Here is a 26,562-nt window from a genome sequence, read left to right as displayed (position 1 = left end):
AAGAGGATCGTGAATGTTTAATAATAAAAAATTAATTGGAATTTTAATAGCGAGTATCGCCATCGTTTCGTTAGTCTCATACTCGTTATTCAGTAGTACATCTAATCTTGTAACGACATCAGTCAATGAGGCGTCATCTTGGGCTGGGAGAATTTTTTCTGAACCAGTCAATATGGTTGTGAGATTTGTTAATTCAGTCGATAACTTAGTGAATACTTTTGAAGAAAATCAATATTTGAAACAACGTATTGATCAAGTCAATGAAATGCAAGTAAGAATCGCAGATTTAGAAGTTGAAAATGAGAAAATGAGACAAGAACTAAATCTAACCGAAACTTTAAGTGAATTTGAGCCATTAAGTGCAACCGTCATTTCTCGTAGCCCAGATCAATGGATGGAGACATTAGTGATTAATGTTGGATCAAATGATGGTGTACGTAAAGATTTAGCGGTTATGTCAGGCAACGGATTAATTGGTCGTGTTATTGAGGTAACACCTAATAGTTCCAAAGTGTTACTCTTAACTTCAGAACAGTCGAATGAAGGTGTTGTTTCGGCACGTGTACAAACAGAATCTGGAACATCAGCAAACGGAATTGTGAGCAGTTATGATCCGAAAACTAAAAATTATATTATGACACAAGTTGACCCTGATGCTGAAATTAAAGCTGGAGACATGGTCATAACATCAGGTTTAGGTGGCGTGACACCAAGTACGTTATTAATCGGTGAAGTAGCTTCGGCGCAAATGGATGATTATGGATTGTTCCAAACGGTTAATATTCTACCAGCAGGCGAAATGACGGATATTCGTTTTGTCACAGTAATTCTTGTAGGAGAACGGAGTGAAGTGAGTGAAGATTAGTCGAGATCGTAAAGCAAGATGGCTAATCCCGCTTCTTTTATTCATTGGAATAATTGTGGATGCTGCTTTACCCGCAATTTTCCCTGGAGCTTTTATCGGTTCTAGCCAGATTATTATCTCCCATTTAACATTATTTTATATTGTGACGTTTAGTTTTTATTTAAGAGACACGCATATTTTATTTTATGCTTTTATCTTTGGTTTAGTATATGAATCATATATCGGCACAGTACTAGGTGTTTATGCAACGATATATTTACTGATTGCCTATTTCGTTATTAAAATAAGAAAATACTTTCCTAAGAAAGCTTTTGTTAATTTTATGTTGTTCGTTGTAGCTGTATCATTAGTAGATTTTTTTGTTTATGTATTTTACTTTGAATTAGGTTTTACTAATGTATATTTAACGACATTCCTTGTGAATCGCTTAGGACCTACCTTAATTTTTAATGTAGTGCTTGCTTTCTTACTTTACTTACCAACGAAACAAATACTTAGTTGGCTAGGATTTGATGAATATATCATTTTCTAAAAGTAAGAGATATATGAGAGGGAAGTTGCTAAAAAAATATTTTCTAATCTTTTTCTTAAAAAACTATTGACAGATGATTTGGATTTGGTGTAAACTCATATCAAGTTAATAAATCAAGTCGAAGATTAAGAAAGTAAATTATTTATTTGCTCACAGCGAGGTAGGACAGAGTGGAAGCCTACTGAGGAATAATAATTGAAACGCACTTAGGAGACTAGTTGGTGAATGGAGTAGCCGACTTCGCTGTCTGAGCGTTAACAAAAAGAGGGAATGAAGCCATTAATAGTGGTGGAGTTAACTAGAGTGGTACCGCGGAATAACCCGTCTCTATGTTCAGTGAACATAGAGACGGGTTTTTTTATCACAATTTTTTGTTGAAAGTACAGGTAGTTTTTAACGAATGACATGTCACAGTAAACTTAATAGAAAATTAAATTTTTTTGGAGGATTAATTATGAGATTATATCAAAAAGTTTTATTGGCAGGAATGGCTTTATTATCGTTAAATGTTGCAGCACAAACAACTTCAGCAAAAACTTTAGATGAGATTAAAGAAGCAGGAAAAATCGTTTTAGGGACGAATGCGGAGTATCCACCGTTTGAATGGGTAGAAATGGTCGATGGTGAACAAGAATATTTAGGTATTGATCTTGATTTAGCCCGTATGATTGCTGATGAAATTGGTGTTGAATTAGTTGTTAGCGACCAAGCGTTTAATGCATTAATACCTGCTATACAAGCAGGGAAAATTGATATGGCAATTGCAAGTATGTCATATACAGAAGAACGAGCAGAGCAAGTAGATTTTTCAGAAGTTTATTTTGAAACGAAAAACTTATTCGCGGTACCAGTTGATAAAGTTGGTAACTATACGTCGCTTGAAGATTTTGCTAGTGTAAAAATTGGCGTATTAAAAGCTTCGGTTCAAGAACAGATGATTAAAGAGCAATACCCGGATACTGAAATAGTGTCAATGAATAAAAATGGTGATTTAATTGAAAGTTTAAAATCAGGTCGAATTGATGCAGTCTTGATGGATAATGTTGTTATTTATCAATATGAAACTTTAAATTCAGATAGCATTGCAGTAGTTGGTGAATTAGCTTTAGAAGATGGTTCATTTGGGAACGCAGTAGCTCTTGAAAAAGGCAATGCTGAATTAAAAGCGATTATTGATCAAATCATACTAGAAGCTATTGAAACCGACGAGTTAAGTAAGATTGTTGATAAAAACATTGAGTTATCAACTAAATCACAAGACTAAGGCAAAGTAGAGGAGAAATATAATGAAAAAATTTCTAAAATTAGTCTTCGTTTTAAGCACTTTATTATTCGTAGCGTTGCCACTTGAAAATGTATCAGCAAAAACTTTAGAAGAAATTAAAGAATCAGGCAAAATAGTAATGGGAACTAATGCCGAGTATCCACCTTTCGAGTGGGTGAAAATGAAAGATGGCGAACAAGATTTTGTTGGAATTGATTTTGATTTAGCTCAACTGATTGCTGATGAAATTGGTGTTGAATTAGAAATTAGTGAACATGCTTTTAACGCTCTTATACCTACTGTTCAAAGTGGCAAAATAGATATGGTGATTGCAGGCATGTCTTATACGGATGAGAGAGCTGAACAAGTAGATTTCTCATCAACTTACTACTCAACTGTGAACCAATTTGTAGTCGCAAGCGATCAAGTAGAGCAATACAAAGAATTAGCTGATTTTTCAGATGTTAAAATAGGTGTGCTAAAGGCATCGGTCCAAGAGCAATTAATCGCGAAGCAATTTCCGGATTCTGATTATGTAGCAATGAATAAGAATGGAGACTTAATTGAAGCTCTCAAAGCTGGAAAAGTTGAGGCAGTTTTCATGGACAATATTGTCATTGCGGATTTTGTTTATCAAAACGAAGGCTTAATCGAAGCAGTCCAAGGTGTTGAAATTGAAGGTGGATCTTTTGATAAGGCAATTGCTTTATCAAAAGGGAACGAAGAATTACTTGAAGTAATTAACAAAGTGGTTGAAGAAGCCGTAAAGTCAGGAAAAATGGAAGAGATTGTTCAAAAAAATATTGAGTTAGTTAGACAAGAAAATTAAAATAATAATTGCTTGTTTTTTCTAAATTCGCTATGATAACAATTAGAAATGTATGAAAAAGAAAGAGGTAATAATATGAAAAAAATGATGACAAAGTTAGCGGTAATCTTTGCTTTAATTCTAATGGTCGTACCAATGAATTTAGCATCTGCTAAAACATTAGAGCAAATTAAAGAAGAAGGTAAATTAGTAGTGGGTACAAGTGCTGACTATCCTCCTTTTGAATGGGTAATTCTAGATGAGAACGGCGACTCTAAAATTGTTGGGATTGATGTTGATATAGCTCAATTAATTGCTGATGAAATCGGAGTAGAATTAGTTATGGAAGATATGCCATTTGATTCTTTAATCCCATCTGTAATTTCTGGAAGAATTGATATGACAATTGCAGGTATGACTTATACTGAAGAACGTGCAAAACAAATCGACTTCTCAGAACAATATCACCAATCTGTAAGTAACTTTGTTGTGCTTGCTGGTGAAGAAGGTAAATATACTAAAGTTGAAGACTTTGATGGTTTAAAAATTGGTGTTCAAAAAGGAACTGTTCAAGAGCAAATGGTAACTGAAAACTTACCAAATGCAGAAGTAGTTTCAATGCAAAAAACGGGACTTTTAATTGAAGCGTTAAAAACTAACAAAGTTGATGCAATCTTCATTGATGACATTGTAACAATTGAATTTGTTGCAGTGAATGAAGGACAAATTGCAGTTGTTGCGGATGTTGTATTTGAAAACCCTGAACAAGGTAAAGCAATCGCATTAGCTAAAGACAACAAAGAATTACTAGAGTTAGTCAATAAAGTTGTTTTAGAAGCTATTGAATCTGGTAAAATCACAGAATTTATCGAAGCAAATGTTTCTTTACAAGCTTCATCTAATGAAGAATCTGACGAAGAAGGTTCAGATGAAGAAACAGCTGAGGAATCTGAAGAAGATTCAGAATAATCATACTGAACTAAAGAAATCTGATTGGTTGTCACGACTGATCAGATTTTTTTATAGTTTAAGGGGTTATAAGTTTTATGTTGAATTATCAAGCTTTATACTACGTTCAGCTGATTGTTTTCCAAGGCGGAGGTCGCTTTCAAAGCCTCACTGACGTTCGTGCTTTTCCAGCTCAATCGGCTAGGGTGTGTCTAATTCGCTGCGCTCAAAGTCACACCAAGCTACGCCGATTGCCCTTTGTACCGCTATGGAAAACAATTAGCTGATCTACGTTAAATATTCCAACAAAAGTAAAACGATATAATCAATTTATGTTGCTAAACAGAATTTAAAATCCTTGGACTTGTCCGAGGTTTTTTTATTTTTATATTATTTCGTAAAAAATGATTGACTCATGTTTAGCGATTTGGTAATATATTAGTGTTGTATTTGTGTAGCACCACGACTACAACCGCACATCTTAAGTTAATAAGTATTGGAGACAATCACTTAAAGTGGCGAGTCTAAGTGTAGAGTTCATAAGAACTTGAAAAATCTAAAATAGGAGGTGCTTGAATGTACGCAATTATTAAAACTGGCGGAAAACAAGTAAAAGTTGAAGTAGGTCAAACAATCTTTGTTGAGAAACTTGACGTTGAAGAAGGCGCAAAAGTTACTTTTGATGAGGTTGTTTTAGTAGGTGGCGAGGAAACTAAAGTGGGAACACCATTAGTAGAAGGCGCAACTGTTGAAGCTACTGTAGAAAAACAAGGTCGCGATAAGAAAGTTGTAACGTTTAGATATAGACGTCGTAAAGACTCTCATCGCAAACAAGGACACCGTCAACCATATACTAAATTAACAATCGATGCTATCAACGCATAATCATGATTAAAATAAAAGTATTTAAAGACGAGAAAAATTTGATTAAACAAATTGAATTAACAGGACATGCTGGTTATGCAGACTCAGGCTATGATATAGTTTGTGCAGCAGTTTCTAGCCAAGTTATTTCAGTTGAAAATTCTTTACATCAATTACTTAATATAGCTGTTGAGACCGAAGTTAATGAAGTCGAAGGCGGTTATTTAAAATTGACGATGCCAGTGGTATCAGATGAGAAATTGAGCGAAAATGGTCAACTATTGTTGAATCACTTAGTCTTTGCATTACAAGTTCTATCACAGAACTATTCTGAATTTATAAAAATTCAAGAAAAAACATTTAATTAAACCTTAAGGAGGTGCTTGTCAATGTTGAAATTAAGTTTACAATTATTCGCTACTAAAAAAGGTGGAGGTTCGACTCAAAACGGTCGTGACTCAATCGCTAAACGTTTAGGCGCGAAAGCAGCAGACGGCCAAACAATTCACTCAGGTACAATTATTTACCGCCAACGTGGTACTAAAATCCATGCTGGAAATAACGTAGGTCGCGGTGGCGACGATACATTATTCGCTTTAGTGGATGGTGTTGTACGTTTTGAACGTAAAGGTAAAAATAAAAAACAAGTGAGTGTCTACCCAGTAGCGCAAGAAGCTTAATTTGTTATTATTTTAAAAAGAAAAGCAGTGTTAAACAATTTTTGTTTAACGCTGTTTTTTTGCATTATAAGGGATTATAAGTTTTATGTTGATTTACCAACTAATACTTCATTCAGCTCATTGTTTATCCAAGGAGGTGGTTGCTTTCGAGCTTCATTGGTGATCGCGACATTCGTGTTATTCTAGATCGGTAGGCTGAACTCTAACTAAATCGATGTGTTCAAAATCATAGTAAGTTATATCGAAAGTCTATTTAGGAAGAGTTTAAGTATTGTTATAACTTTTTATATTATATATACAAAGTTAAATGTTCTCATAATTTGAAATTTCAAGCGAAATAATTTTACAATACGCATTTAACTTGATACTCTAAAGGTAGTATATTAAGAAAGGGGTTTCAAAATGATAAAATTAAATGCCTTTCCAACTATAGAGTTGGAGAAAGACGATCAGATTTTTATAACAATCGCACTAGAACTACATTCGACTTCTGTAAGTTCGGATCAAGATAAGATTCAGTTAAACAATTTGCTAGATGATGCCAAGAAACGTGTCAAAGAAGAATTAGATAAAGACTTAGCCAAAAAATTACTATTACAAATTGATGAAGCGAGAAAACATGATATTGAGCTCATAACATATCGTGGTGGTTTAGCGTTATATATTACACAGGATGAAATTTATTATTATCATTTAGGAATACCGGTATCAAACTTGCTTAATGTTTCAAAGGCGCCAAACCTAACGCCTTTAATTGAAAACTATCAATACTCTAATCAGTATTTCGTTTTGGTATTAAACCGTGAGAATATTCGTTTGTTTGAAGGGGATACAACTTCAGTTAAAGAAATTTCTTTAGATGATGATGCGCCTAAGACTTTAGAAATTGCACTAGGAACTGAAAAAACTGGTGGGAATTCAGCCAGCGTGTCAGCTGGTGGTGGTGAAAGTGCAATGCATGGACATACTGAAACGAGTAAGGAAAAAGAAATTGATCGCGAGAATTACTTTAGAATTGTTGATAAGTTTATTCATGAAAATTACACTGCAGTAAGGGACTTGCCTTTAATTCTATTTGCATTAGTTGACAATCAAGCCGTATTTAGAAAAATTTCTAAGAGTAAATTTTTATTACCAGAGGGAATTGAAGAGTCTGGAGCAAATGTAAATTTAAATCAAGTGCAGGATAAAGCGATTAAGAAAAATGCAGAGATAATCGCTAAGCAAAAAGAAGTTGTGTTTAGCCGCTTTAGAGAAACAACTACTAAATATCGAATTGATAATCAATTAAATGATTTAGCTATGAGTGCGACTGAAGGACGAATTGATGAATTGATTGTGAACAAAGGTTATCGTCAAAGAGGAATTATTACTGACCAAGGAGAGTATGAAGAAGTTGACCATGATTTTGTTAAGCGTTTAATTACGAAGGTCATTGCTGCTAAAGGAAAAGTATTTATTGTAGATCAGGACGAGATGCCAGTAGGTATTAATTTATCTGCCAGATTGAGATATTAATTTGATTAAAGCTCTAACCATTTAATCTGGTTAGGGCTTTTTCACGAAAACTATAACCTATGATTATAGTATCAGTTGTTTTTTTTATGGACTTCGAAGAGATAATAGCGTTTAGATATTAATAAAACATAAAAATCATGTTATACTAGGGGTATTAACTAATATAAATGAAATGGGGAAATGGATTAATGTCTAAGATTATGGCGATCAACGCTGGTAGTTCAAGTTTAAAATTCCAAATTATCGTAATGCCGGAGGAAGAAGTTCTTTCAATTGGTTTAGTGGAGCGTATTGGATTACCAGGCTCACGTTTGGAAATTGAATACGGTGATGATCAAGAATTTGAATTAGTAGAAGATATTCCAACACACGACCGTGCAGTTGAGTTATTATTCGAACATTTAGGTTCATTAAAAGTTATCGAAAACTTCGATGAAATTGCAGGTGTAGGACATCGTGTAGTTGCTGGTGGGGAAATCTTTAAAGATTCTGCATTAGTTACTGACGAAGTAATCCAACAAGTAGACGATTTAGGTGAATTTGCACCATTACATAACTATGCTGAAGCTACAGTTATGCGTGCGTTTAAAGAACGTTTACCTGAAGTGCCAATGGCAGCAATTTTCGATACTTCATTCCATACAACGATGCCGGCTGTGAACTATGTATACAGCTTACCATATGAGTACTATGAAGATTTTGCAGCACGTAAATATGGCGCACACGGAACAAGCCACCGTTATGTTGCTAATCGTGCAGCTGAAATGTTAGGTAAACCAGTTGAAGAATTAAAAATCATTACTTGTCACTTAGGTAATGGTGGTTCAATTACTGCTGTTGAATACGGTAAATCAATTGACACTTCAATGGGCTTCACTCCTTTAGCAGGAATCACAATGGGAACTCGTACTGGTGATATCGATGCATCATTAATTCCATTCTTGATGAAAAAATTAAACATTACAAATGTTCAAGAAATTATTGATATCTTCAACAAGAAATCAGGATTATTAGGAATTTCAGGCGTATCAAGTGATATGCGTGACGTTGAATCTGCAGCAGAAGAAGGTAATGAACGTGCTCAATTAGCATTAGATATCTTCTACAACCGTGTTCAAAAATACATTGGTCAGTACGTTGCTTTAATGAACGGTGTTGACGCTATTGTATTTACAGCTGGTATCGGTGAAAACTCTGCCATTACTCGTAAAATCATCATGGATGGTTTAACATTCTTTGGTGGTACAATCGACGAAGTGAAAAACGATACACGTAAAGAAGCAATTGTTTCGACTGATGATTCTACAGTTGCAATTCTTAACGTTCCAACTAACGAAGAAGTTGAGATTGCACGTGAAGTAATCCGTTTATCTAAATAATTTCTTTCTAAATGCCTACATATAGAATATGTAGGTTTTTTTTTGTATACTTATTATGATAGTAGTTACAGAAGGGAAGCGGTCTAATGAATAGAACGATAATGGACGATCAAGCAATTGCGCGTACTTTAAAACGAATTGCACATGAAATTTTAGAGCGAAACGAGGAAATTGACAAAGTTGTTTTAGTAGGGATTAAAACACGTGGGGAGTTTCTAGCTGAACGAATCTCTGAGAAAATTCAAGAGATTGAAGGTTTAACGGTCCCTACTGAAGTCTTAGACATTACATTCTATCGTGATGATTTAACAATCAAGGAACAATTACTGGATCCAAAAGTTGAAAAACCAAATTTTAAATTAGATTTGGATAAAAAAACAGTTATCATCGTTGATGATGTTTTTTATACTGGCAGAACAGTCAGGGCAGCAATGGATGCTATTTTAACAGAAGCACGACCTGATAGTATTCAATTGGCTATTTTGATTGATAGGGGACATCGTGAATTGCCAATTAGAGCGGACTACGTTGGGAAAAATATACCAACAGCTAAATCAGAAAGAATTGCAGTAAATATTCAAGAAGTAGATAACAAAGAAATGGTAGAAATATTAAACTAAAATAAGCGGGTTAGCCCTAGCAAGAGAAAAATCTCTTGTTGGAGTCTAACCCGTTTAGTTTATAGTTATTTTAATAGAGAATACATCATAAAAGAAAGAATCCCCGTTAAGAGTAACGAGACTATCATCCATATGTATATAAATGTCATGACGCCAATCAAATTTAAAACAAAGCCAAGCAGTCCCATCAATAAGAATGTTAAAGAGAAGAGTTTAATCAAGCGTGGATTATTTAAATTTAATAATTCTATTAAACTATTTCTGTAAATATAGAGGTATGCTGAGATGATAATCATCATGGAAGGAAAAGCATACATTAGTACTTGTAATATCATAATAGTCCTCCCGAATTTTATTTTTCTTAAGGATATCATAACATAATTTTAATTAATTATGGATTAAATAGGATTACTTTCTGGTAACATTATTATTATTTGTTTTAAGACACAAAAAAATGCTGGCGTAAAGCCAGCAAAAAAAGATATCCGATGGTGCCGTCTGAGTATATATTTTGTTTGAACCCGCATTAAAAGCAGGTGGGCTCCACAAAAGTATTTTCTGACTTCCAAATGAAAAGGCATGCCATAGTTACTCATGACAGGATCCCGATATATAAATAAAAATGTTCGGTCAACACAGTGCATATACAACGCACACCCCAGATATATTTTCCTTATACAAAGTATAGCATATCTTTCATTGAATGCAAGTATTTGAACTTTTATTATTGTTTAAAAGTTGCCAGTAAAAGGTTGGTAAGGCTACCAAGTAGTATGGAATGTTAAGATTGTTGGCGAATATTCTGATAGAATTGGTTTAAAGCAGCTTCGTACTTGCCAGTTGGTTCTGCTTGAAAATATTCTCGGTTTTTTAAGTTATCGGGTAGATATTGTTGTTTAACCCAATGGCCAGGATAACTATGTGGGTATTGGTAACCTACACTACGATTTAGTTTCTTTGCGCCTAGGTAGTGACCATCTTTGATATGATCTGGAACCGGCCCGCCTTTTCCAGATCGTACATCTTGCATTGCATCATTAAAAGCGCGATAAGTTGTATTAGATTTAGGGCTGAGTGCTAATTCTGAAACAGCATAGGCTAGCGGAATTGCCGCTTCTGGTAAGCCTACTTTTTCGGCGGCTTGAACAGCAGCCACAGTTCTTTCAGTAGCGGCTGGATTACCTAAGCCAATGTCTTCGTATGCAATAATTAATAATCGACGACAAGCGATGATTAGTTCGCCGGCTTCCATTAAAATTGCTAAATAATATAAAGCGGCATTAACATCACTTCCACGAATTGACTTCTGTAGGGCAGAAATTACATCATAGTGTGCATCACCATCTTTGTCGTGGGTTAACCTCTTTCTTTGCAAACATTCTTCAGCAATCTCTTTGGTGATGACAATCTTGCCTTCATCATTTGCTGCAGTAGATAGAATTGCTAATTCTAAAGCGTTAAGAGCACTTCGTATATCACCATTTGTTACACTGGCAAAATGAGTTAAGACGTCTTGTGGGATTTCTATACTGAGTTTGCCTAGTCCGTTTGTTTCATCCTTAATGGCTCTTTCTAAACCTAGTAGCATATCTTCTTGAATTAAAGGTTTCACTTCAAATATTTGAACACGACTTCGAATGGCTGGGCTGATTGAAATATATGGGTTTTCTGTTGTAGCTCCAATTAAAATAATGCGTCCATTCTCTAAATGGGGTAATAAGAAGTCTTGTTTTACTTTATTTAAACGATGCACCTCATCTAATAATAAAATAACTGTGCCAGACATTTTGGCTTCTTCTACAACTATTTCTAGATCTTTTTTCGAATCTGTTGCAGCATTTAATATGCGAAATGCATATTTTGTGCTTCCGGCTATGGCGCTTGCAATACTTGTTTTTCCAGTACCAGGTGGGCCGTATAAGATCATTGATGCTAAACGTTTAGCATCAACCATACGTCTGATTATTTTTCCAGGACCAACAAGATGTTGTTGACCTAATACGTTATCTATATTTGTAGGGCGCATTCTATAAGCTAAAGGTTGTTGCAATTTTACACCTCCAAGTTTCAAATATGTAATCACATAATACTAAAGAAATCTTATTAAAACAAATCGCTTAAAGAATTTAGAACACTATGATAAATTAAGTGTAAATAAAATTATTTTGATAAAAAAGTAAACGTTCTATGAAATCAGTACAAGCTTTAAAAATACTAAATTTCAATAAAAATCTGTATTTCAAATACAGAATAAAGTATAATGTAATATAATAAATATTTTTGTAGAATAATGTGTATTAAATTTAATGCAATTTTATATAGGTGCATGCCTAAGTTATTCAATAGAAGGGAGAGAATGTTATCGGACAAACGAAAGAATTTAGCATTGATGCTTGGTTTAGGAAATACTTAATCTTACTGTTAAGTGTGGCCACATTAATATATGCGCTATTTATGCCGGATGTCTCAAGTATGCTGTCAGATTATTGGAGATTGTTAACGCATCAAACATATTTGATGCACGATTTTTTTGAAATTGGAGGTATTTCTGCGACATTTTTAAATGTGAGTTTTCATTTTTTGATTGCTTTTTTACTTATGAAAGAGCGTGAAACATTCCGTTATAATGGTTTACAAATAGCGGCTATCGGGATATTTGTTGGACATGCGTTTTTCGGCTCACATCCTTTAAATTTTTTACCGATTATTTTTGGAATTTGGCTCTATGTAAGATATACAGAGCAAAATTTTTCTCGAAATGCTTCAATTTGTTTATTCTCTGCCTCTAATGGACCCATTGTTTCGTTTATTTTATTTAATAATGGCTTCAGTTTCAAATCGTTCATGCTTGCCATGGTATTTGCAATTACAATTGGTTTTATTGCGGTCCCATTAGCGGAACATATGATTAAATTTCACCAAGGTTTTACACTTTATAACTTTGGATTCACTGCAGGTATCATTGCGATGTTCGCAGTCCTTTTCTTTCCTATGTTGAATTATGAAGTTAAAGCAGTGACTTATATAAGTGATCATGCACACACTTATGCTTTAATATATGTTATGTTGATTTTAATGCTGTTAATAGTTCTGGCGGTAGTTGGTCATAAAAGCACGCCGCATTATCGGGAAGAATACTCGCGTTTAATCGATAGTGCAGGGCGTGTACCAGCGGATTTCGTCACACGTTTTGGTTATGGTGTATCAGCGATGAACATGTTTTTAAATGGTAGTATTTATTTGGCTTTAATTTTATTAACTAATTTTCCAATCAATGGATCGGTAATTGGAGGATTAATCTCTGTAATTGCCTTTAGTGCATTTGGTAAGCATCCACGTAACGCTCTTCCGATTGCGGTAGGAGTTGCTTTAGCAATCTTATTAAGTGGGGGAGATTTTCAATCCCAAACGTTTTTACTACCACTATTATTCGGCACGAGTTTAGCACCAATTGCGGGGCAATTTGGATTTGTGTATGGGATTCTAGCTGGATTCTTGCATTATCATTTAGTTAATAGCGTTTTTGTGCTACACTTAGGTATGAACTTATACAATAATGGGTTTTCTAGCGGCTTTGTAGCAGCATTTTTAGTTCCACTTTTGGAATTATTACCTGATTCATGGGTTCGTAAGTGATTATTTTAAAGGAGTCTTATAAATGAAAATAATTGACGAGCAAGATAAAGCAAAACGTATCTTGAAGGAATTAGCTGGTTATTATTTTGATAATGGTATCTGTAATTTTGATATCAATGTAGAATTTAATTCAAAGGCTTTAACAATCACCATAGCTGGTGATATTGAAGAGGAACCTAAATCGTTTAAATCATTAATGAAAGATTTGTCTTTACCCCGTCAGATTGATATTGATGAATATTACAATGCTTTGTTAGGAAGTCATACTCATTATCATGATGATTATAGTTTATTGGGTGAAGCGATTGATGAAGTAGAAGGTAAATTTGAAGGCCAACGCTTAACCATCAAACTTGTAAGAAAGCAATAATCTTGAAACTAAGCTCCTATATAGGAGCTTTTTTGAAATAGATAAATCAGACAGCACTTGCTAAAGGCGTCGTTACCCAAATCTACAAATACCAGTATAGGTAATTGATTTTCGTTCATAACACTTTAATTGTGTAAGCAATAAACGAATCTAACGATTGAATGGATAAGATTCACTCATTGATCACTCTTTTTTTTAAAATATCATTTATGTCTTTCAAGTTGTTCAAATGAATGTTATAATGAATGAGTTAGATTTTTGAAATCTTAAAATTGAATTATTTTAGGAAAAGTTTAGATACAATTATAAGTAAATCATGTATAATATATCAGTGTGATTATGTAATAAAGGAGGATTTAAATGATATATTTAGATTATGCAGCGACAACCCCGGTAAGAGATGAAGTTGTCCAGACGATTCAAGAAGCATTAATCGAGTCATTTGGCAATCCTTCCAGTACTTATCGAATCGGTAAGTCAACTAAATATTTATTAACACAAGCTAGAAAAAGCCTAGCCAATTTATTAAATGTAAGTGAACACGATATATTCTTTACGAGTGGGGCAACCGAAAGTAATAATTGGGCGATTCGTTCACAAGCTGAATTAGCTCGCAAGTTAGGCAAAGGAAACCACATTATCGTGAGTGCGATTGAGCATCCGTCAGTTATGGAAACACTTGTCTTTCTTGAACAAGAAGGCTTTGAAATAACGTATATACACCCTAATTCAGATGGAGAAGTGACTGCCGCAGCCTTTGTAAAAGCAACTAAAGACCAAACAATTGGTTGGATAGCAATGGCAGTCAATAATGAAGTAGGTTCAATTCTACCAGTCTTTGAACTAGGAGAATTAGCTCGAGAGAAATCATTATGGTTTCATGTTGATGCAGTCCAAGCTTTAGGACACTTAGATTGGGATTATTCTGAATTAGCGTGTACAAGTTTTGTTGGGTCTGGTCATAAGTTTTATGCTCCTAAAGGAATTGGCTTTATGGTCTATCAACCTTGGGATAAACAAATGAAACTTACTCCTCTAATTTTCGGTGGAGGGCAAGAAGCAAATAAACGCTCCGGAACTGAAAATGTTCCTTATGTTCTTGGGATGGTTAGAGCGTTAGAGCTGCTAGCGGAAGAAAAAAATAGTATTCTCGAACATCACAATGATTTACAGAATTATCTATATGATCAATTCAATCAGCATCAGATTGTCTTTGAAAGAAATGGTAATCCCAAAGCCAAGGTGCCTTATATCCACAATATTTGGTTAAAAGACCTTATGGCCAGTCAGTTATTAATTTTAATGGACTTAGCTGGGATTTACATTTCAGCAGGGAGTGCTTGTTCAGCAGGTAGTCTTACTGATAGCAAAATACTTAAAGCATATTATCCAGAAACACCAGAACGTTGGAGCCAAAGCATTAGACTTTCTTTTGGTAAGGAATCAACAAAGGCGGATATTGATAAATTTATTATTCAAATTAAAAAGTTTATTGAGAGGAAATGATTTAAATGGCATTTGCAAAAACAGCAGTTTTAAAAGGATTCGACAGAACATTTAGTGTTAGCCCTGAATGTAAACCGTATACTCTAAGAGATAATGGTTTTTCTGAAACAAAAGGTGGCAATTTCCAATATAAACGCTCATTAGATACTGAGCACCGTAACGGTTTAGTTTTAAAAGTAACTGTAGATAAAGAATTGACTGGCGTGAAAATTTCAACAGTTAACAATAAAGGATTATCGGCAGTTGATGTGACTAAATTGGAAAACAATGCAATGGTTTTAGAAAAAATCAACTTTATTTTTGATGGTTTCGTTGATAGAAGCGTCTTATTAGAAGTGAAATAGTGTGAGTTTAACGGAAAACGGACAATGCTAAATCAGAGTGCTTAAGCTGGTTTAGACTGTTCGTTTTTCAAATGTTAACCGTAAGTATTAAAGGAAAGGAAACAAAATGACAGATAATAGCAATATTAGAGTAGTAATTGGTATGAGTGGTGGCGTTGATTCGTCCGTAGCAGCATTACTCTTAAAAGAACAAGGATATGATGTAGTAGGTCTTTTTATGAAAAATTGGGATGACACGGATGAGAATGGCTATTGTACAGCAACAGAAGACTATAAGGATGTGGCTTTAGTTGCGGAACAGATTGGCATTCCATACTATTCTGTCAATTTTGAAAAAGAATATTGGAACCGAGTGTTTGAATATTTCTTAGAAGAATATCGTAAAGGGCGTACGCCTAATCCAGACGTGATGTGTAATAAAGAAGTTAAATTTAAAGCCTTTTTAGATTATGCAATGGACTTAGGTGCGGATTATGTCGCAATGGGTCACTATGCACAAGTGACTAAAGACGAAGATGGTACAGTCCATTTATTGAGAGGTGTCGACAATAATAAAGACCAAACTTACTTCTTAAACCAATTATCACAAGAACAATTACAGAAAAGTCTTTTCCCATTGGGACATATGGAAAAAAGCGAAGTGCGTGCAATTGCTGAAAAAGCAGGCTTAGCGACAGCGAAGAAAAAAGATTCAACAGGCATTTGTTTTATTGGTGAAAGAAATTTCAATGAATTTCTTTCAAATTATTTACCAAACCGTCCAGGCCGTATGATGACTTTAGATGGTGAGGACAAAGGTGCGCATGCAGGTTTAATGTATTACACAATTGGACAACGCCAAGGTTTAGGTATTGGTGGCGGAGGCGAATCAAATGATCCATGGTTTGTTATTGGTAAAGATATTGAAACACAAACTTTATATGTAGGACAAGGATTCCATCATCCAGATTTATATGCTGATTACTTAGAAGCTTCAGATATTCATTTTACAAGTGACGTACCAAAAGCTAAAGAATTTACATGTACCGCGAAATTCCGCTATCGTCAAAAAGACACAGAAGTTAAGGTTGTCTTAGATGAAACTGGCACAAAAGCTACAGTATACTTTGCTGAACCAGTACGTGCAATTACACCAGGCCAAGCGGTCGTTTTCTATGATGGCGAAGAATGTTTAGGTGGCGGTTTAATTGACGCTGCATACTCAGGAGAAATTAAACGTCAGTACGTATAATTTATTCTCAAATAACCTAGTCTAAGAACTTAAACTTCTTAGGCTAGGTTATTTATTTGATTAGAGTCATTGTTTATGATGTTTGAAAATACTAGTTATACGATGTTCAGTGGCGTTTTTAATTTTAGATTCAGCTAATTTTAGAACTTTAATTGTTTTGGTTAATTGAACATGAGCGGGGTGGCCAGGTTTAAATCTTACGACGGCTTTCTCGGATTTAGTAAGTAGTGTTGTAACTTGCTCCAAACTTGTAGTTAATTGTTCTTTACTATACTTGATATGATTTTCATCGTTTAGAAGTACTGCTTTTGCAATATTGAGTGCTTCAATACGATTAATTAATAAAGAGTATTGCGAACTATCTTTCAGAAATTTTGGAAGCACTTGTACACATAAATTAATCTGAGTATCCATCAGCTCAGTTATTTCATCGGGGTTAGGCTGCGTAAACATAACTGATCCTCCTTTATATAAAAAAACTTTGTTTTTATATTATGCCATAGATTTCGATTTTGTCTAAATGTTTCAGGTTAATTGGTGATATGCTATAATTGAATTTAGCAAAAATGGAGGTGGAAGTGATCGAACGAAATCAACAAGCTGAGGAAGTCATCGTTGGTGAAGTCTCAGCAATATTCTTTGAAAACCCCTCAAACTTTTATAAAGTCATGTTAGTGCAAGTTGACTCTGATGAGACGAGTTTATTACTTAGTGATGAGATTGTGTGTACGGGTCAATTTATGTCTATCCACTTAGATACTCCGTATGAATTTTTCGGTAAATTAACAACTCATCCGAAATATGGCGAACAATTTACAGTTACTCGCTATCAACAAAAAGCACCTACGAGTGAGAATGGTTTGATAGAGTATCTATCGAGTGACCGTTTTTCAGGAATTGGTAAAGTATTAGCGCAAAGAATTGTCGAAAAATTAGGGCTAAATGCAATAGATGTTATTATTACAGATGAGAATAGTTTGAAGAATATTACAGGAATGACTAAGGCGAAACGCACAAGTTTACGTAATGCTTTACTACAACATCAAGGAACCGAACGCGTCATTATGCAATTAACTGACTGGGGCTTTGGACCTAAAATTGCCGAAAAAATTTATAACATTTATCGTAGTGACGCTATTGAAAGAATTAAAGAAAATCCTTATGAACTGATTGAAAAAGTAGAAGGCATAGGATTTCAAAAAGCTGACCAATTAGCTGAACAATTAGGCTTTGAAGCCTTGGCAGTCGAACGTTTAGCAGCGGGGATTGTAACAGCAGTTACAGAAACCTGTATGAGTAATGGTGATACGTATGTTAGTGAAGAGGATGCCTTGCAACAAGCCCAAAGACTGTTGGAAAGTAGTAGACGTCAATTAATTGAAACAGATTTAATGCAAGAGGCATTGGATAAAACAATTCTAGACCAAATGCTGTATCGAGTTGATTCAGGATTGATGGTTCCGAGTCTTTATCAAGCTGAATTCGGAATAGTTGCGCGTGTTAAGCAATATTTATCTACTGAAATGGTTGAACGATTTGAAGAATCTTTAATTGATGAGAAAATTCAAGAAGTCGTTGAAATAACCGGTATCAGTTATGACGCAACGCAACGTGAAGCTCTTAAATTGGCGATATCCTCGCCGATGTCGATTGTAACAGGTGGACCAGGAACGGGGAAAACGACACTGGTTAAAGGCGTTATTCAATTACATGCTTTACTTCATGACTATCAAATTGAGGATGTTAAAAAGAATTCAGACTTAGATCCAATCGCTCTAGCAGCTCCAACAGGACGAGCAGCTAAACGTATGCAAGAAATGACAGGCCTAGATGCTTCTACCATTCACCGTTTGATTGGCTACACACGTGAAAGTTCAGTGGAAGAATTTTATGCCAATCAAATAGAAGCCAATCTTTTAATTGTAGATGAGATGTCGATGGTTGATACTTGGTTAATGAATTGGTTGATGCAATCGATTCCGAGTCATACCCAAGTAGTCTTCGTAGGTGATAAAGATCAGTTGCCATCGGTGGGTCCAGGTAAAGTTTTTAGTGATTTAATTGAATCAACGGCAATTCCTACCATTTCACTTACCAAAATATATCGACAAGGACAAGATAGTTCCATTATTCAGTTAGCCCATGAAATACGTGAAGGGCAATTACCAGCTAATTTCTTGGAAAAACAAACAGACCGTTCATTTATTCAGTGTTCAGCTAATCAAGTAGCTGATGTTGTCCATCAAATTGTTGGGAATGCAATCAAAAAAGGTTTTGATGCGAACAACTTACAAGTATTGGCACCCATGTATAAAGGTCCCGCTGGAATAAATGCCTTAAATCAGATGTTGCAAGAATTGATGAATCCTCCTTCAAGTAAAAAAAGAGAAATCATACATTTTGAAAAAAAACTACGTGTGGGAGACAAAGTTTTACAGTTAGTGAATAACGCTGAAGAAGGCGTATATAATGGAGATATTGGAAAAATTGAGGGGATATATTTTGGAAAAGAAACTGAATCGCGTTCGGACGAAATTGTGATTAGTTTTGAAGATGATAAGGAATTGATATACAAAAAAAGTGATCTAGATCAAGTCACATTAGCTTACTGTTGTTCGATTCATAAATCACAAGGTAGTGAGTATCCGCTTGTGATATTACCTTTGGTAGATACTTATTCACGTATGTTGCGGAAAGATTTATTATATACCGCGATTACTCGTGCGCAGAAAAGTTTGGTAATGGTGGGGAACCCGCAAAGTTTTAACCTTGCTGTGACTCAGAAGCAGACGCCACGCCAAACGTTTTTAAGCGACACCTTAAGATTGGTTTTAGCTAATTCAACAAAAGCAACTGAAAGACTAGAACAATCAAATCCAGTTGAAGAATCATTAGAAATAACTAATTCTGAATCAATCACAAATGAAACTAAAATTCTAGAGGATGATGTAGCATCTAGTGAATTGTTAGAAAATCAAGCAATTGAAAATGAAACAATGATTGAAATAGATTTACCTAAAAAAACCATTTTAACTATGGAAAATATTTGGGAAATTGATCCAATGATCGGCATGGAAAATTTATCTCCCTATGACTTTATGAAATAAAAGCACACCTCTCGGCGTAAGCTGAGAGTTTTTTTTCGTAATATAAGGGTTTATAAGATTTATCAAGCTTTGTACTACTCTCAGCATATTGTTTATCCAAGGCGGTGGTCGCTTTCAAAGCCTCACTGACGTTCGTGCTTTTCCAGCTCAATCGGCTAGGCTCTGTCTACTTCGTTTTCTTTATTAATAGTCAGAGCAAGCTACGCCGATTGCCCAGTATCTGTATCGATACCGCTTTGGAAAACAAGTCGCTGAGCTACGTTAAGTATTCCAGCAAAAGTAAAGCGATATAATCAAGTTAAAACTGCTAAAAGGAATTTAAAGTCCTCGGAATCGTCCGAGGTTCTCTTATAGAATGGAAGGAATTTAGTTCTAATGTGTCGACTCAAAATCTGAGTTAGCACATTAGCATGCATGCGAATCAAGAAAGTGATAGAGTTGGTAAATAAAATGATAGGAATTGGAGATGTTCTTAAATTTACCTACTAACGGCAATTTGGAAAAAATGCTTCCTATCGAAAAAATTTAAAAAGTTGGCTTCTTTTTCCAAAGAAGTTATTCTATTTCAGAGCACTATAAGGTAATTTAATAATAGAAAAGTTAATTTTCTTAACAATTCCTGAAAAATCTTGGTTGAAAAATCAAACTTTGTTACTACAGAGTACTCCTAACTCATTTTGATAATATATATTCAAACCAAAGCAGTTGAGCGATTATTAATTGCAGTTTTATTTCAACCATCATTTTGAATACAAAGCAAATAGCCCCGAACTCACATGACTGGGTTCAGGGGCTATTATAAACTTATCCAATATATATAGTCCAACTAGTCTCTAACTATCTGCTCACCATTATACCCCAAGCGTTTGTAAACATCGAGGTGGTCCTTCATAATTCGGATGAATTGTTTCAGCTTTCTTTATTGAACCGTTGCAAGAGGACGAGCACCTTAATCGCGATAGCAGACTTCCCCTGGCGTCGTGCACAGGCGCCGCAATTGAATAATTCCTTTTAGAAAGATCCTCAATACTGATTGCTTAACGAGCTACCACGCAATAACAAGCCTCTTCTTGCATTAAAGGTAGAAATAAAATTCACTTAGACCTAAAGTCAAATCAGCTTCAATTGAAGTTAAATCTTCGCCGTCTACTTGGCCTCGGATCGACTTATTTAGTCTGATTTGAATATTTTGCCCAGTGTAGCGACTTGTATAAGGCGACTCATGTTGAGTTTGAGTTACTAAGATGCGTGGAAGCAAATCGATCACACCTTTAGCTGTGATGTCATGGACAGCTAAAATGGAAATTTCAGCTTTGTCAGGTTCGCATAAATTATCCAAGCGAATGCCGCCACCGAAAAAGGGGTTGTTCATAATAGATAATAGATTACAATTTTGAATTTGAATCGGTTTATTATCTACTAGTAATTCCACATCAAAGCTTTTGATTTTGTTTAAGGTTGTAAATATTGCAAAGAAATAGGTCAAGCTACCCAAGCCCAATTTTTTAAGGAAATTGCCAAAGGGTAATCTTGAAGCCGCATAATTAGTTTCAGCATCAAAGCCAAAGCCCATACTATTTAATATGACCCCAGAGGACTGGGTGACACTTTCCTCATAAGTAAAGATGGGGATTTTTACTGCTGTTCGTGCATAAATCATTGTTTCGATAATTTCGCGAATAGACTTATTATTCTGCCATGCGCGATTAAAGTCGTTACCTGTTCCTGCTGGTATATAGGTAAGGGGGATATTCAAATTACTTTGATGGAGTGCATTCACCACTTCATGCAACGTTCCATCTCCACCAATTACTAATAATTTATGTGTGTAAGGTTTGTGTCCGCGCATCACGATACTTTGTGCTAATGAATAAGCATGCGTGGCGTAATCCGTGTAGTAGGTCAAATAATCGACATTAAAACCCGTCAGAATTTGTTGAGCTTCAAATAATACTTTCTTTCCTTTTCCACCACCAGATTCTCGATGGCAAATGATATGTACTCTTCCCGTCATAATATTCCTCAATCTTTTTCTCTTGTCTTTGTATCTATTATACTGAAATAATCTCAGATACGAAAGCCTCGATAGTTTTTTGAATAGGCATAATAGCTAATTAATTGTTTTAACAGGCAACCTCTTTATTAATTCGTATTCTGACTTTAATAGATAATTGCTAAATATGCTCACGTTGCCTATAATAACAAATAAGACATTTTAAAGGGGACTAAAAATTAATGACATATAAAATGCTTGTATTAGATATTGATGATACATTATTAAACAGTCAGCACGAAATTTCGCCTAAAACGTTTAAACGTTTAATTGAGTTTCAAGAAGCAGGGAATTACTTGGTTTTAGCAAGTGGTCGACCAACAGCATCTATGTTTGAAACTGCCGATTTGTTGAAATTAAACCATTTTAATTCACATATTATTTCGTTTAATGGTGCGGTTGTCAGTGCTGTAGCTAGTCGCACTGAAATATTTAGTCAAAGAATGGATGTAGATGAGCAACAAGAAGTCATTGATTTTATACAAGCCAATGACTTAGCGGTAATTGCATATACTGAAGATGGTATTAAGGTAGATCGTGAAAATGAATATAGCCATATTGAAGGTGAATTAACAGGCTTACCGTGGGAATATGATGAAGCGTACTTTAAATCGATTACACAACCTCAACTAAAATTTATTGGGGTGGGAGATCCAACAATTTGTAAACAACTGGAGCAAGATTTAGGTGGACGTTATGGCAAGCAAACAAACGCAGTCACATCGAAACCTTATTTCTTGGAGTTCATGCATGAAGCTTCATCGAAAGGTAGTTCCTTAGAACGATTATGTGAACATTTAGGTATTGATATTTCACAAACAATTGCTTGTGGTGATGGCAACAATGATCTGACAATGATTGAAACTGCTGGATTAGGTGTTGCGATGGGCAATGCTACTGAAACATTAAAAAAAGCAGCGGATTACATCACAGCTAGTAATGATGAAGATGGTATTGTGCAAGTCATTGATAAATTCTTTTAGAATTTAGTCAGGTACAGCCATGAAATTAATATGGTCAGTAAGTCACTTACAATATTGACAACACTATTATCAAAACCAGGGAGCCCCTTGATGCGCTTAAATTGTGAAGCAGTTGCGCTATCAGGTAGGGCTTCTGTTTCTTTGTTCGTTTCTAAGTCTAAATAGACAACTTGTACAGTTAGGCCTAATATACTGTCGATTAATGAACAAAGCCCACCTAACAACAATAAAGGCAACCACATATTTAGTGTCACTTCATCTGTAAACAATACAGCTAAAGTGACAATAAAAGCAGACCCCCAAAAGCTTGCAAACAAACCTAAAGGTGTGACACCGCCTGATTTACCTGTGGCCATTTGTTTACCAGTTATGAGTGAGCGAGGTTTCTTAGAGCTTAAAACGCCAATTTCTGATGCCCAGGTATCAGCGGTTGAACCAGCGATAGCTACAACAAGCAAATAATAATAGACTGAATTAGTTGAGTTGCTATAAACTATCAAACAAAGCAAAGCTAAAAGACTATTCGCTAATACTTGATAAGCAGAACGTCCAGAATGCTCACTAGTAGGTGAAGATATTTGGTTAGGGCTTTTCAATTTCATCAACAAACTGCCTTTTTCAATAACAGTAGAGGAAACTAATAACATTATAAGTAAAATCCAGCTAGCAAATCCGCCCAAATACATAAATAGAAAGCCAACAATACAAGCTGTTGTGGCTCCGTATTTGGTTAAACTTTTAAACTTAAAGGCCGAATAAGTGGCAAGCGCATTAATTAATAAACTGATGAATAACATAGGACACCTCGTAATTTGAATTCTTAAGCATTATATCAAAAAGAATGATAATACAAAATAGTACAAAAACTGCCATGGTATATTGACTTTTAGGTTCAATATTCTATATAATGTACAGTGATTGAGGCCATATCTAAACGATTTAGAGACGATTTCATAAGGTGAAAGAAATCGATGTTCAAGATGCTCCCTCAAGTTGAAAACTATTCGAAAGATTAGCGTATCATCGGCGTTAACGATATGATAAGAAATAAGGACAAGAGTCGTTATATGTAAGGTGGTACCGCGAAAATCGCCCTTACTTATAACGGCTCTTTTAATTTTTTTATGATTTAAAATAAGAGGAGAAGATAGAATGAAGCAATTAAATAGTGCACAAGTAAGACAAATGTGGTTAGACTTTTTTGAAGAGAAAGAACATTTAATTTTACCGAGTGCATCTTTAGTACCTGTCAATGACCCAACTTTATTATGGATTAACTCAGGTGTAGCAACTTTAAAGAAATATTTCGACGGTACTGAGGTGCCCGAAAATCCTCGTTTAGCTAACTCTCAAAAGAGTATTCGAACGAACGATATTGAGAATGTTGGTTATACAGCGCGTCACCATACGATGTTTGAAATGTTAGGGAACTTTTCAATTGGTGATTATAATAAAGTTGAGGCTATTCCAATGGCTTGGGAATTTTTAACAGGTGAAAAATGGTTAAATTTTGATCCGGAATTGCTTTATGTAACGTACTATCCTGAAGATAATGAAACTAAAGAAATTTGGGAGAATATTGATGGTTTTGATCCTACACACTTAGTAGCTGAAGAAGGAAACTTCTGGGATATCGGTGCTGGCCCTTGTGGACCTAACACAGAAATCTTTTACGATCGTGGAGAAGCTTATAACGATCTGCCAGAAGGTGATCCAGAAAACTATCCTGGAGGGGAAAACGAGCGTTGGTTAGAAATTTGGAACTTAGTGTTCTCTGAATTTAACCACTTACCAGATGGTACTTATCAACCACTACCAAACAAGAACGTTGATACGGGTATGGGTCTTGAACGTGTAGTATCAGTTATTCAAGATACACCGACTAACTTCGAAACAGACTTGTTCATGCCAATTATTAAAGCGATTGAAACTTATGCTAACGGAGTAGAATTCGAAACAGCAGAAGCATTAAAAGTGAGTTTTAAAGTAATTGCTGACCATGTGCGTGCCGTATCTTTTGCGATTAGTGACGGTGCTTTGCCATCTAATGAAGGTCGCGGCTATATCCTAAGACGTTTAATTCGTCGTAGCGTGATGCATGGACGTAAATTAGGCATTAAAGGTGCTTTCATGAGTAAATTGGTTCCGGTAATTGCAGAGATTATGGGCGACTTCTATCACGAATTAAGACAGAATATGGCGTTCGTTCAACAAGTAATTTTAAATGAAGAAGATCGTTTCCATGAAACAATTGAAGCTGGCGAAACGCATTTAATGGATATCATTGCTGAATTAAAGTCAGCGGGCAAAAATGAAATCACTGGACCACAAGCTTTCCAACTATATGATACGTTTGGCTTCCCATTAGAATTAACTGAAGAAATTGCTCAAGACAATAACTTTACGGTTGATGCGGCTGGTTTTGATGTTGAAATGGAAGCGCAAAGAGAAAGAGCGCGCTCTGCACGTTCACAAGAAGAAAGTATGTCTGTTCAATCAGCGGTATTACAGACAATTGATTTTGATTTCGAATTTGTTGGTTATGAACAATTATCAACTAATGGCACAATTAAAGCGATTGTTATCAATGATGAATTACACGACCAATTACCAGCACGTTCTGAAGGATGGGTATTCTTTAACCGTTCACCATTTTATGCTGAAATGGGTGGGCAAGTTGCAGATAACGGCGCGATATTTGACGGACCAGATATGTTGGCTGAAGTATTAGATGTTAAGAAAGCACCTAATGGTCAATTTATGCATAAATTGAGAACATTAGAGATGCCATTGAACATTAATCAGTCTTATACACTAACAGTTGATCGTCAGGCGCGTATTAAAACAAATCAAAACCATACGGCAACTCACTTATTACATAAAGCATTGAAAGTTGTCTTGGGTGATCATGCTAATCAAGCAGGGTCATATGTTGGGCCAGATCGTCTACGTTTTGACTTCTCGCACTTTGGTAAAGTGACGGATGAAGAATTAAAACAAATCGCAAGTATTGTCAATTACTATATTGAGAACGCGGTGGATGTAGATATTACTGAAATGTCGATTGATGATGCGAAAGCTTTAGGCGCTATGGCATTGTTTGGTGAAAAATATGGCGATGTTGTACGTGTTGTCAATATTGCGAATGAATCCATTGAGCTATGTGGTGGGACTCACGTTACCAACACAAATGAAATCGGTACATTTAAGTTAATTAGTGAATCAGGTATAGGTGCAGGTATCCGTCGTATTGAAGCGTTAACGGGTCAAGCAGCAATAGCTGATTACCAAGCTAAAGAACAATTACTGACAGATGTTCAAGCTCAACTAAAAGTTCAACAGTTAGATCAATTAGCACATCGAATTGAATTGATGCAAGAAGAATTGAAAGCAACTCATTCTAAAGTAGAATCTTTATCAGCAAAAATAATGCAACAAGAATCAGACAATCTATTTAATGATGTTCAAACTGCATCAGACATTACATTTATCGGTCTGAAATTAGATAACCAGAATATGGATGGTTTACGTAATCTAGGTGATGTTTGGCGTCAAAAAGCAGCGTCGAATGTATTAGTTTTAGCAGCTGCTCAAGATGATAAAGCAAACTTAATGGTATTGGTTGATGATGAAACAGTGGCTAAAGGGCTAAAAGCAGGAGATTTAATTAAACCACTGGCTAAACAAATTGGTGGTGGCGGTGGTGGTCGTCCACAAATGGCTCAAGCCGGAGGTAAAAATCCAGCGGGTATCGATCAAATGTTAAGTGAAATTGCGACAGAAATTACAAACTTAATGAATTAATTCTCAGAATAAGAGTTTTAAATCAATAAAAGTTTCATTTCTTGGTCAAC

Annotated in this window: 23 protein-coding genes, 1 other RNA gene and 2 other annotated features; of the genes, 19 read left to right on the top strand and 5 right to left on the bottom strand. The window is 35.2% G+C overall.

The window, feature by feature from the left end; genetic code table 11:
* Positions 1-13 precede the first annotated feature (13 nt).
* The 11 genes from mreC (at position 14) to pyrR (ending at position 9,478) form a co-directional block, all read left to right on the top strand.
* Positions 14-865, top strand: a complete 852-nt coding sequence (gene mreC / locus GF867_RS08020; protein WP_153832585.1) for a rod shape-determining protein MreC — start codon at positions 14-16, stop codon at positions 863-865.
* Complete coding sequence (gene mreD / locus GF867_RS08015) at positions 855-1,397, top strand: rod shape-determining protein MreD (RefSeq protein WP_343030428.1); 543 nt, start codon at positions 855-857, stop codon at positions 1,395-1,397. The genes mreC and mreD overlap by 11 nt, the downstream gene beginning before the upstream one ends.
* A gap of 112 nt (positions 1,398-1,509) precedes the next feature.
* Positions 1,510-1,729, top strand: a binding site (T-box leader).
* A 122-nt stretch (positions 1,730-1,851) separates the two neighbouring features.
* Positions 1,852-2,661 carry a transporter substrate-binding domain-containing protein gene (locus tag GF867_RS08010; protein ID WP_172973987.1) on the top strand — a complete coding sequence of 270 codons (810 nt, stop codon included), beginning with the start codon at positions 1,852-1,854 and terminating at the stop codon, positions 2,659-2,661.
* 22 nt (positions 2,662-2,683) lie between these two features.
* Entirely contained in the window at positions 2,684-3,490 is an 807-nt protein-coding gene (locus tag GF867_RS08005; RefSeq protein WP_153832583.1) for a transporter substrate-binding domain-containing protein, read from the top strand.
* 75 nt (positions 3,491-3,565) lie between these two features.
* A complete protein-coding gene (locus GF867_RS08000) occupies positions 3,566-4,438 on the top strand; it encodes a transporter substrate-binding domain-containing protein (protein WP_172973986.1) in 873 nt (290 codons plus the stop codon).
* Between the two features lie 439 nt (positions 4,439-4,877).
* Positions 4,878-4,953: a sequence feature (ribosomal protein L21 leader region), on the top strand.
* A gap of 40 nt (positions 4,954-4,993) precedes the next feature.
* A complete protein-coding gene (rplU, locus tag GF867_RS07995; RefSeq protein ID WP_153832581.1) occupies positions 4,994-5,302 on the top strand; it encodes a 50S ribosomal protein L21 in 309 nt (102 codons plus the stop codon).
* Between the two features lie 2 nt (positions 5,303-5,304).
* Entirely contained in the window at positions 5,305-5,649 is a 345-nt protein-coding gene (locus tag GF867_RS07990) for a ribosomal-processing cysteine protease Prp (protein WP_153832580.1), read from the top strand.
* 21 nt (positions 5,650-5,670) lie between these two features.
* Positions 5,671-5,961, top strand: a complete 291-nt coding sequence (rpmA, locus tag GF867_RS07985) for a 50S ribosomal protein L27 (RefSeq protein WP_153832579.1) — start codon at positions 5,671-5,673, stop codon at positions 5,959-5,961.
* A gap of 402 nt (positions 5,962-6,363) precedes the next feature.
* A complete protein-coding gene (locus GF867_RS07980; RefSeq protein WP_153832578.1) occupies positions 6,364-7,479 on the top strand; it encodes a baeRF6 domain-containing protein in 1,116 nt (371 codons plus the stop codon).
* Positions 7,480-7,667: 188 nt separating this feature from the next.
* The gene (locus GF867_RS07975; protein ID WP_153832577.1) at positions 7,668-8,858 is read left to right on the top strand and encodes an acetate/propionate family kinase; all 1,191 of its coding nucleotides are present in this window, start codon (positions 7,668-7,670) and stop codon (positions 8,856-8,858) included.
* Positions 8,859-8,944: 86 nt separating this feature from the next.
* Positions 8,945-9,478 (top strand): bifunctional pyr operon transcriptional regulator/uracil phosphoribosyltransferase PyrR, encoded by a 534-nt coding sequence (gene pyrR, locus GF867_RS07970; RefSeq protein ID WP_153832576.1) that lies wholly within the window; start codon positions 8,945-8,947, stop codon positions 9,476-9,478.
* 478 nt (positions 9,479-9,956) lie between these two features.
* Here the strand turns inward: pyrR and ssrS are convergent.
* Both ssrS and GF867_RS07960 read right to left on the bottom strand, forming a co-directional pair.
* Positions 9,957-10,146: non-coding RNA, 6S RNA (ssrS, locus tag GF867_RS07965), on the bottom strand.
* A gap of 113 nt (positions 10,147-10,259) precedes the next feature.
* Positions 10,260-11,528, bottom strand: coding sequence for a replication-associated recombination protein A (locus GF867_RS07960; protein WP_153832575.1), 1,269 nt, complete (start codon positions 11,526-11,528; stop codon positions 10,260-10,262).
* A 422-nt stretch (positions 11,529-11,950) separates the two neighbouring features.
* Here GF867_RS07960 and GF867_RS07955 point away from each other — a divergent pair, with 422 nt between their 5' ends.
* The 5 genes from GF867_RS07955 (at position 11,951) to mnmA (ending at position 16,565) form a co-directional block, all read left to right on the top strand.
* Positions 11,951-13,114 carry a DUF1576 domain-containing protein gene (locus tag GF867_RS07955; protein ID WP_172973985.1) on the top strand — a complete coding sequence of 388 codons (1,164 nt, stop codon included), beginning with the start codon at positions 11,951-11,953 and terminating at the stop codon, positions 13,112-13,114.
* A gap of 22 nt (positions 13,115-13,136) precedes the next feature.
* Positions 13,137-13,484, top strand: a complete 348-nt coding sequence (locus GF867_RS07950; RefSeq protein ID WP_153832573.1) for a hypothetical protein — start codon at positions 13,137-13,139, stop codon at positions 13,482-13,484.
* A 360-nt stretch (positions 13,485-13,844) separates the two neighbouring features.
* Positions 13,845-14,990 carry a cysteine desulfurase family protein gene (locus tag GF867_RS07945; protein ID WP_153832572.1) on the top strand — a complete coding sequence of 382 codons (1,146 nt, stop codon included), beginning with the start codon at positions 13,845-13,847 and terminating at the stop codon, positions 14,988-14,990.
* Positions 14,991-14,995: 5 nt separating this feature from the next.
* Positions 14,996-15,334 carry a cysteine desulfurase gene (locus GF867_RS07940; protein ID WP_153832571.1) on the top strand — a complete coding sequence of 113 codons (339 nt, stop codon included), beginning with the start codon at positions 14,996-14,998 and terminating at the stop codon, positions 15,332-15,334.
* Between the two features lie 106 nt (positions 15,335-15,440).
* The gene (gene mnmA / locus GF867_RS07935) at positions 15,441-16,565 is read left to right on the top strand and encodes a tRNA 2-thiouridine(34) synthase MnmA (protein WP_153832570.1); all 1,125 of its coding nucleotides are present in this window, start codon (positions 15,441-15,443) and stop codon (positions 16,563-16,565) included.
* A 66-nt stretch (positions 16,566-16,631) separates the two neighbouring features.
* Here the strand turns inward: mnmA and GF867_RS07930 are convergent, their stop codons facing one another.
* A complete protein-coding gene (locus GF867_RS07930) occupies positions 16,632-17,018 on the bottom strand; it encodes a hypothetical protein (RefSeq protein WP_153832569.1) in 387 nt (128 codons plus the stop codon).
* Positions 17,019-17,143: 125 nt separating this feature from the next.
* Here GF867_RS07930 and recD2 point away from each other — a divergent pair, with 125 nt between their 5' ends.
* Positions 17,144-19,672, top strand: coding sequence for an SF1B family DNA helicase RecD2 (recD2, locus tag GF867_RS07925; protein WP_366927796.1), 2,529 nt, complete (start codon positions 17,144-17,146; stop codon positions 19,670-19,672).
* Positions 19,673-20,747: 1,075 nt separating this feature from the next.
* On the opposite strand, the gene GF867_RS07920 is transcribed toward recD2, so the two are convergent.
* Positions 20,748-21,686 carry a diacylglycerol/lipid kinase family protein gene (locus GF867_RS07920; RefSeq protein ID WP_153832568.1) on the bottom strand — a complete coding sequence of 313 codons (939 nt, stop codon included), beginning with the start codon at positions 21,684-21,686 and terminating at the stop codon, positions 20,748-20,750.
* 221 nt (positions 21,687-21,907) lie between these two features.
* Here GF867_RS07920 and GF867_RS07915 point away from each other — a divergent pair, with 221 nt between their 5' ends.
* The gene (locus tag GF867_RS07915; RefSeq protein WP_153832567.1) at positions 21,908-22,708 is read left to right on the top strand and encodes a Cof-type HAD-IIB family hydrolase; all 801 of its coding nucleotides are present in this window, start codon (positions 21,908-21,910) and stop codon (positions 22,706-22,708) included.
* Here the strand turns inward: GF867_RS07915 and GF867_RS07910 are convergent.
* On the bottom strand, positions 22,705-23,505 hold the full coding sequence (locus GF867_RS07910) for a DUF92 domain-containing protein (RefSeq protein WP_153832566.1): 801 nt from the start codon (positions 23,503-23,505) through the stop codon (positions 22,705-22,707). The genes GF867_RS07915 and GF867_RS07910 overlap by 4 nt on opposite strands.
* Positions 23,506-23,860: 355 nt before the next feature.
* On the opposite strand from GF867_RS07910, the gene alaS reads away from it, so the two are divergent.
* Entirely contained in the window at positions 23,861-26,512 is a 2,652-nt protein-coding gene (alaS, locus tag GF867_RS07905; protein ID WP_153832565.1) for an alanine--tRNA ligase, read from the top strand.
* Positions 26,513-26,562 lie beyond the last annotated feature (50 nt).

Origin of the sequence: Fundicoccus ignavus (genome assembly GCF_009659375.1) — a bacterium.
Taxonomy (GTDB): domain Bacteria; phylum Bacillota; class Bacilli; order Lactobacillales; family Aerococcaceae; genus Fundicoccus; species Fundicoccus ignavus.
This window is presented reverse-complemented; position numbering and strand designations above follow the sequence as displayed.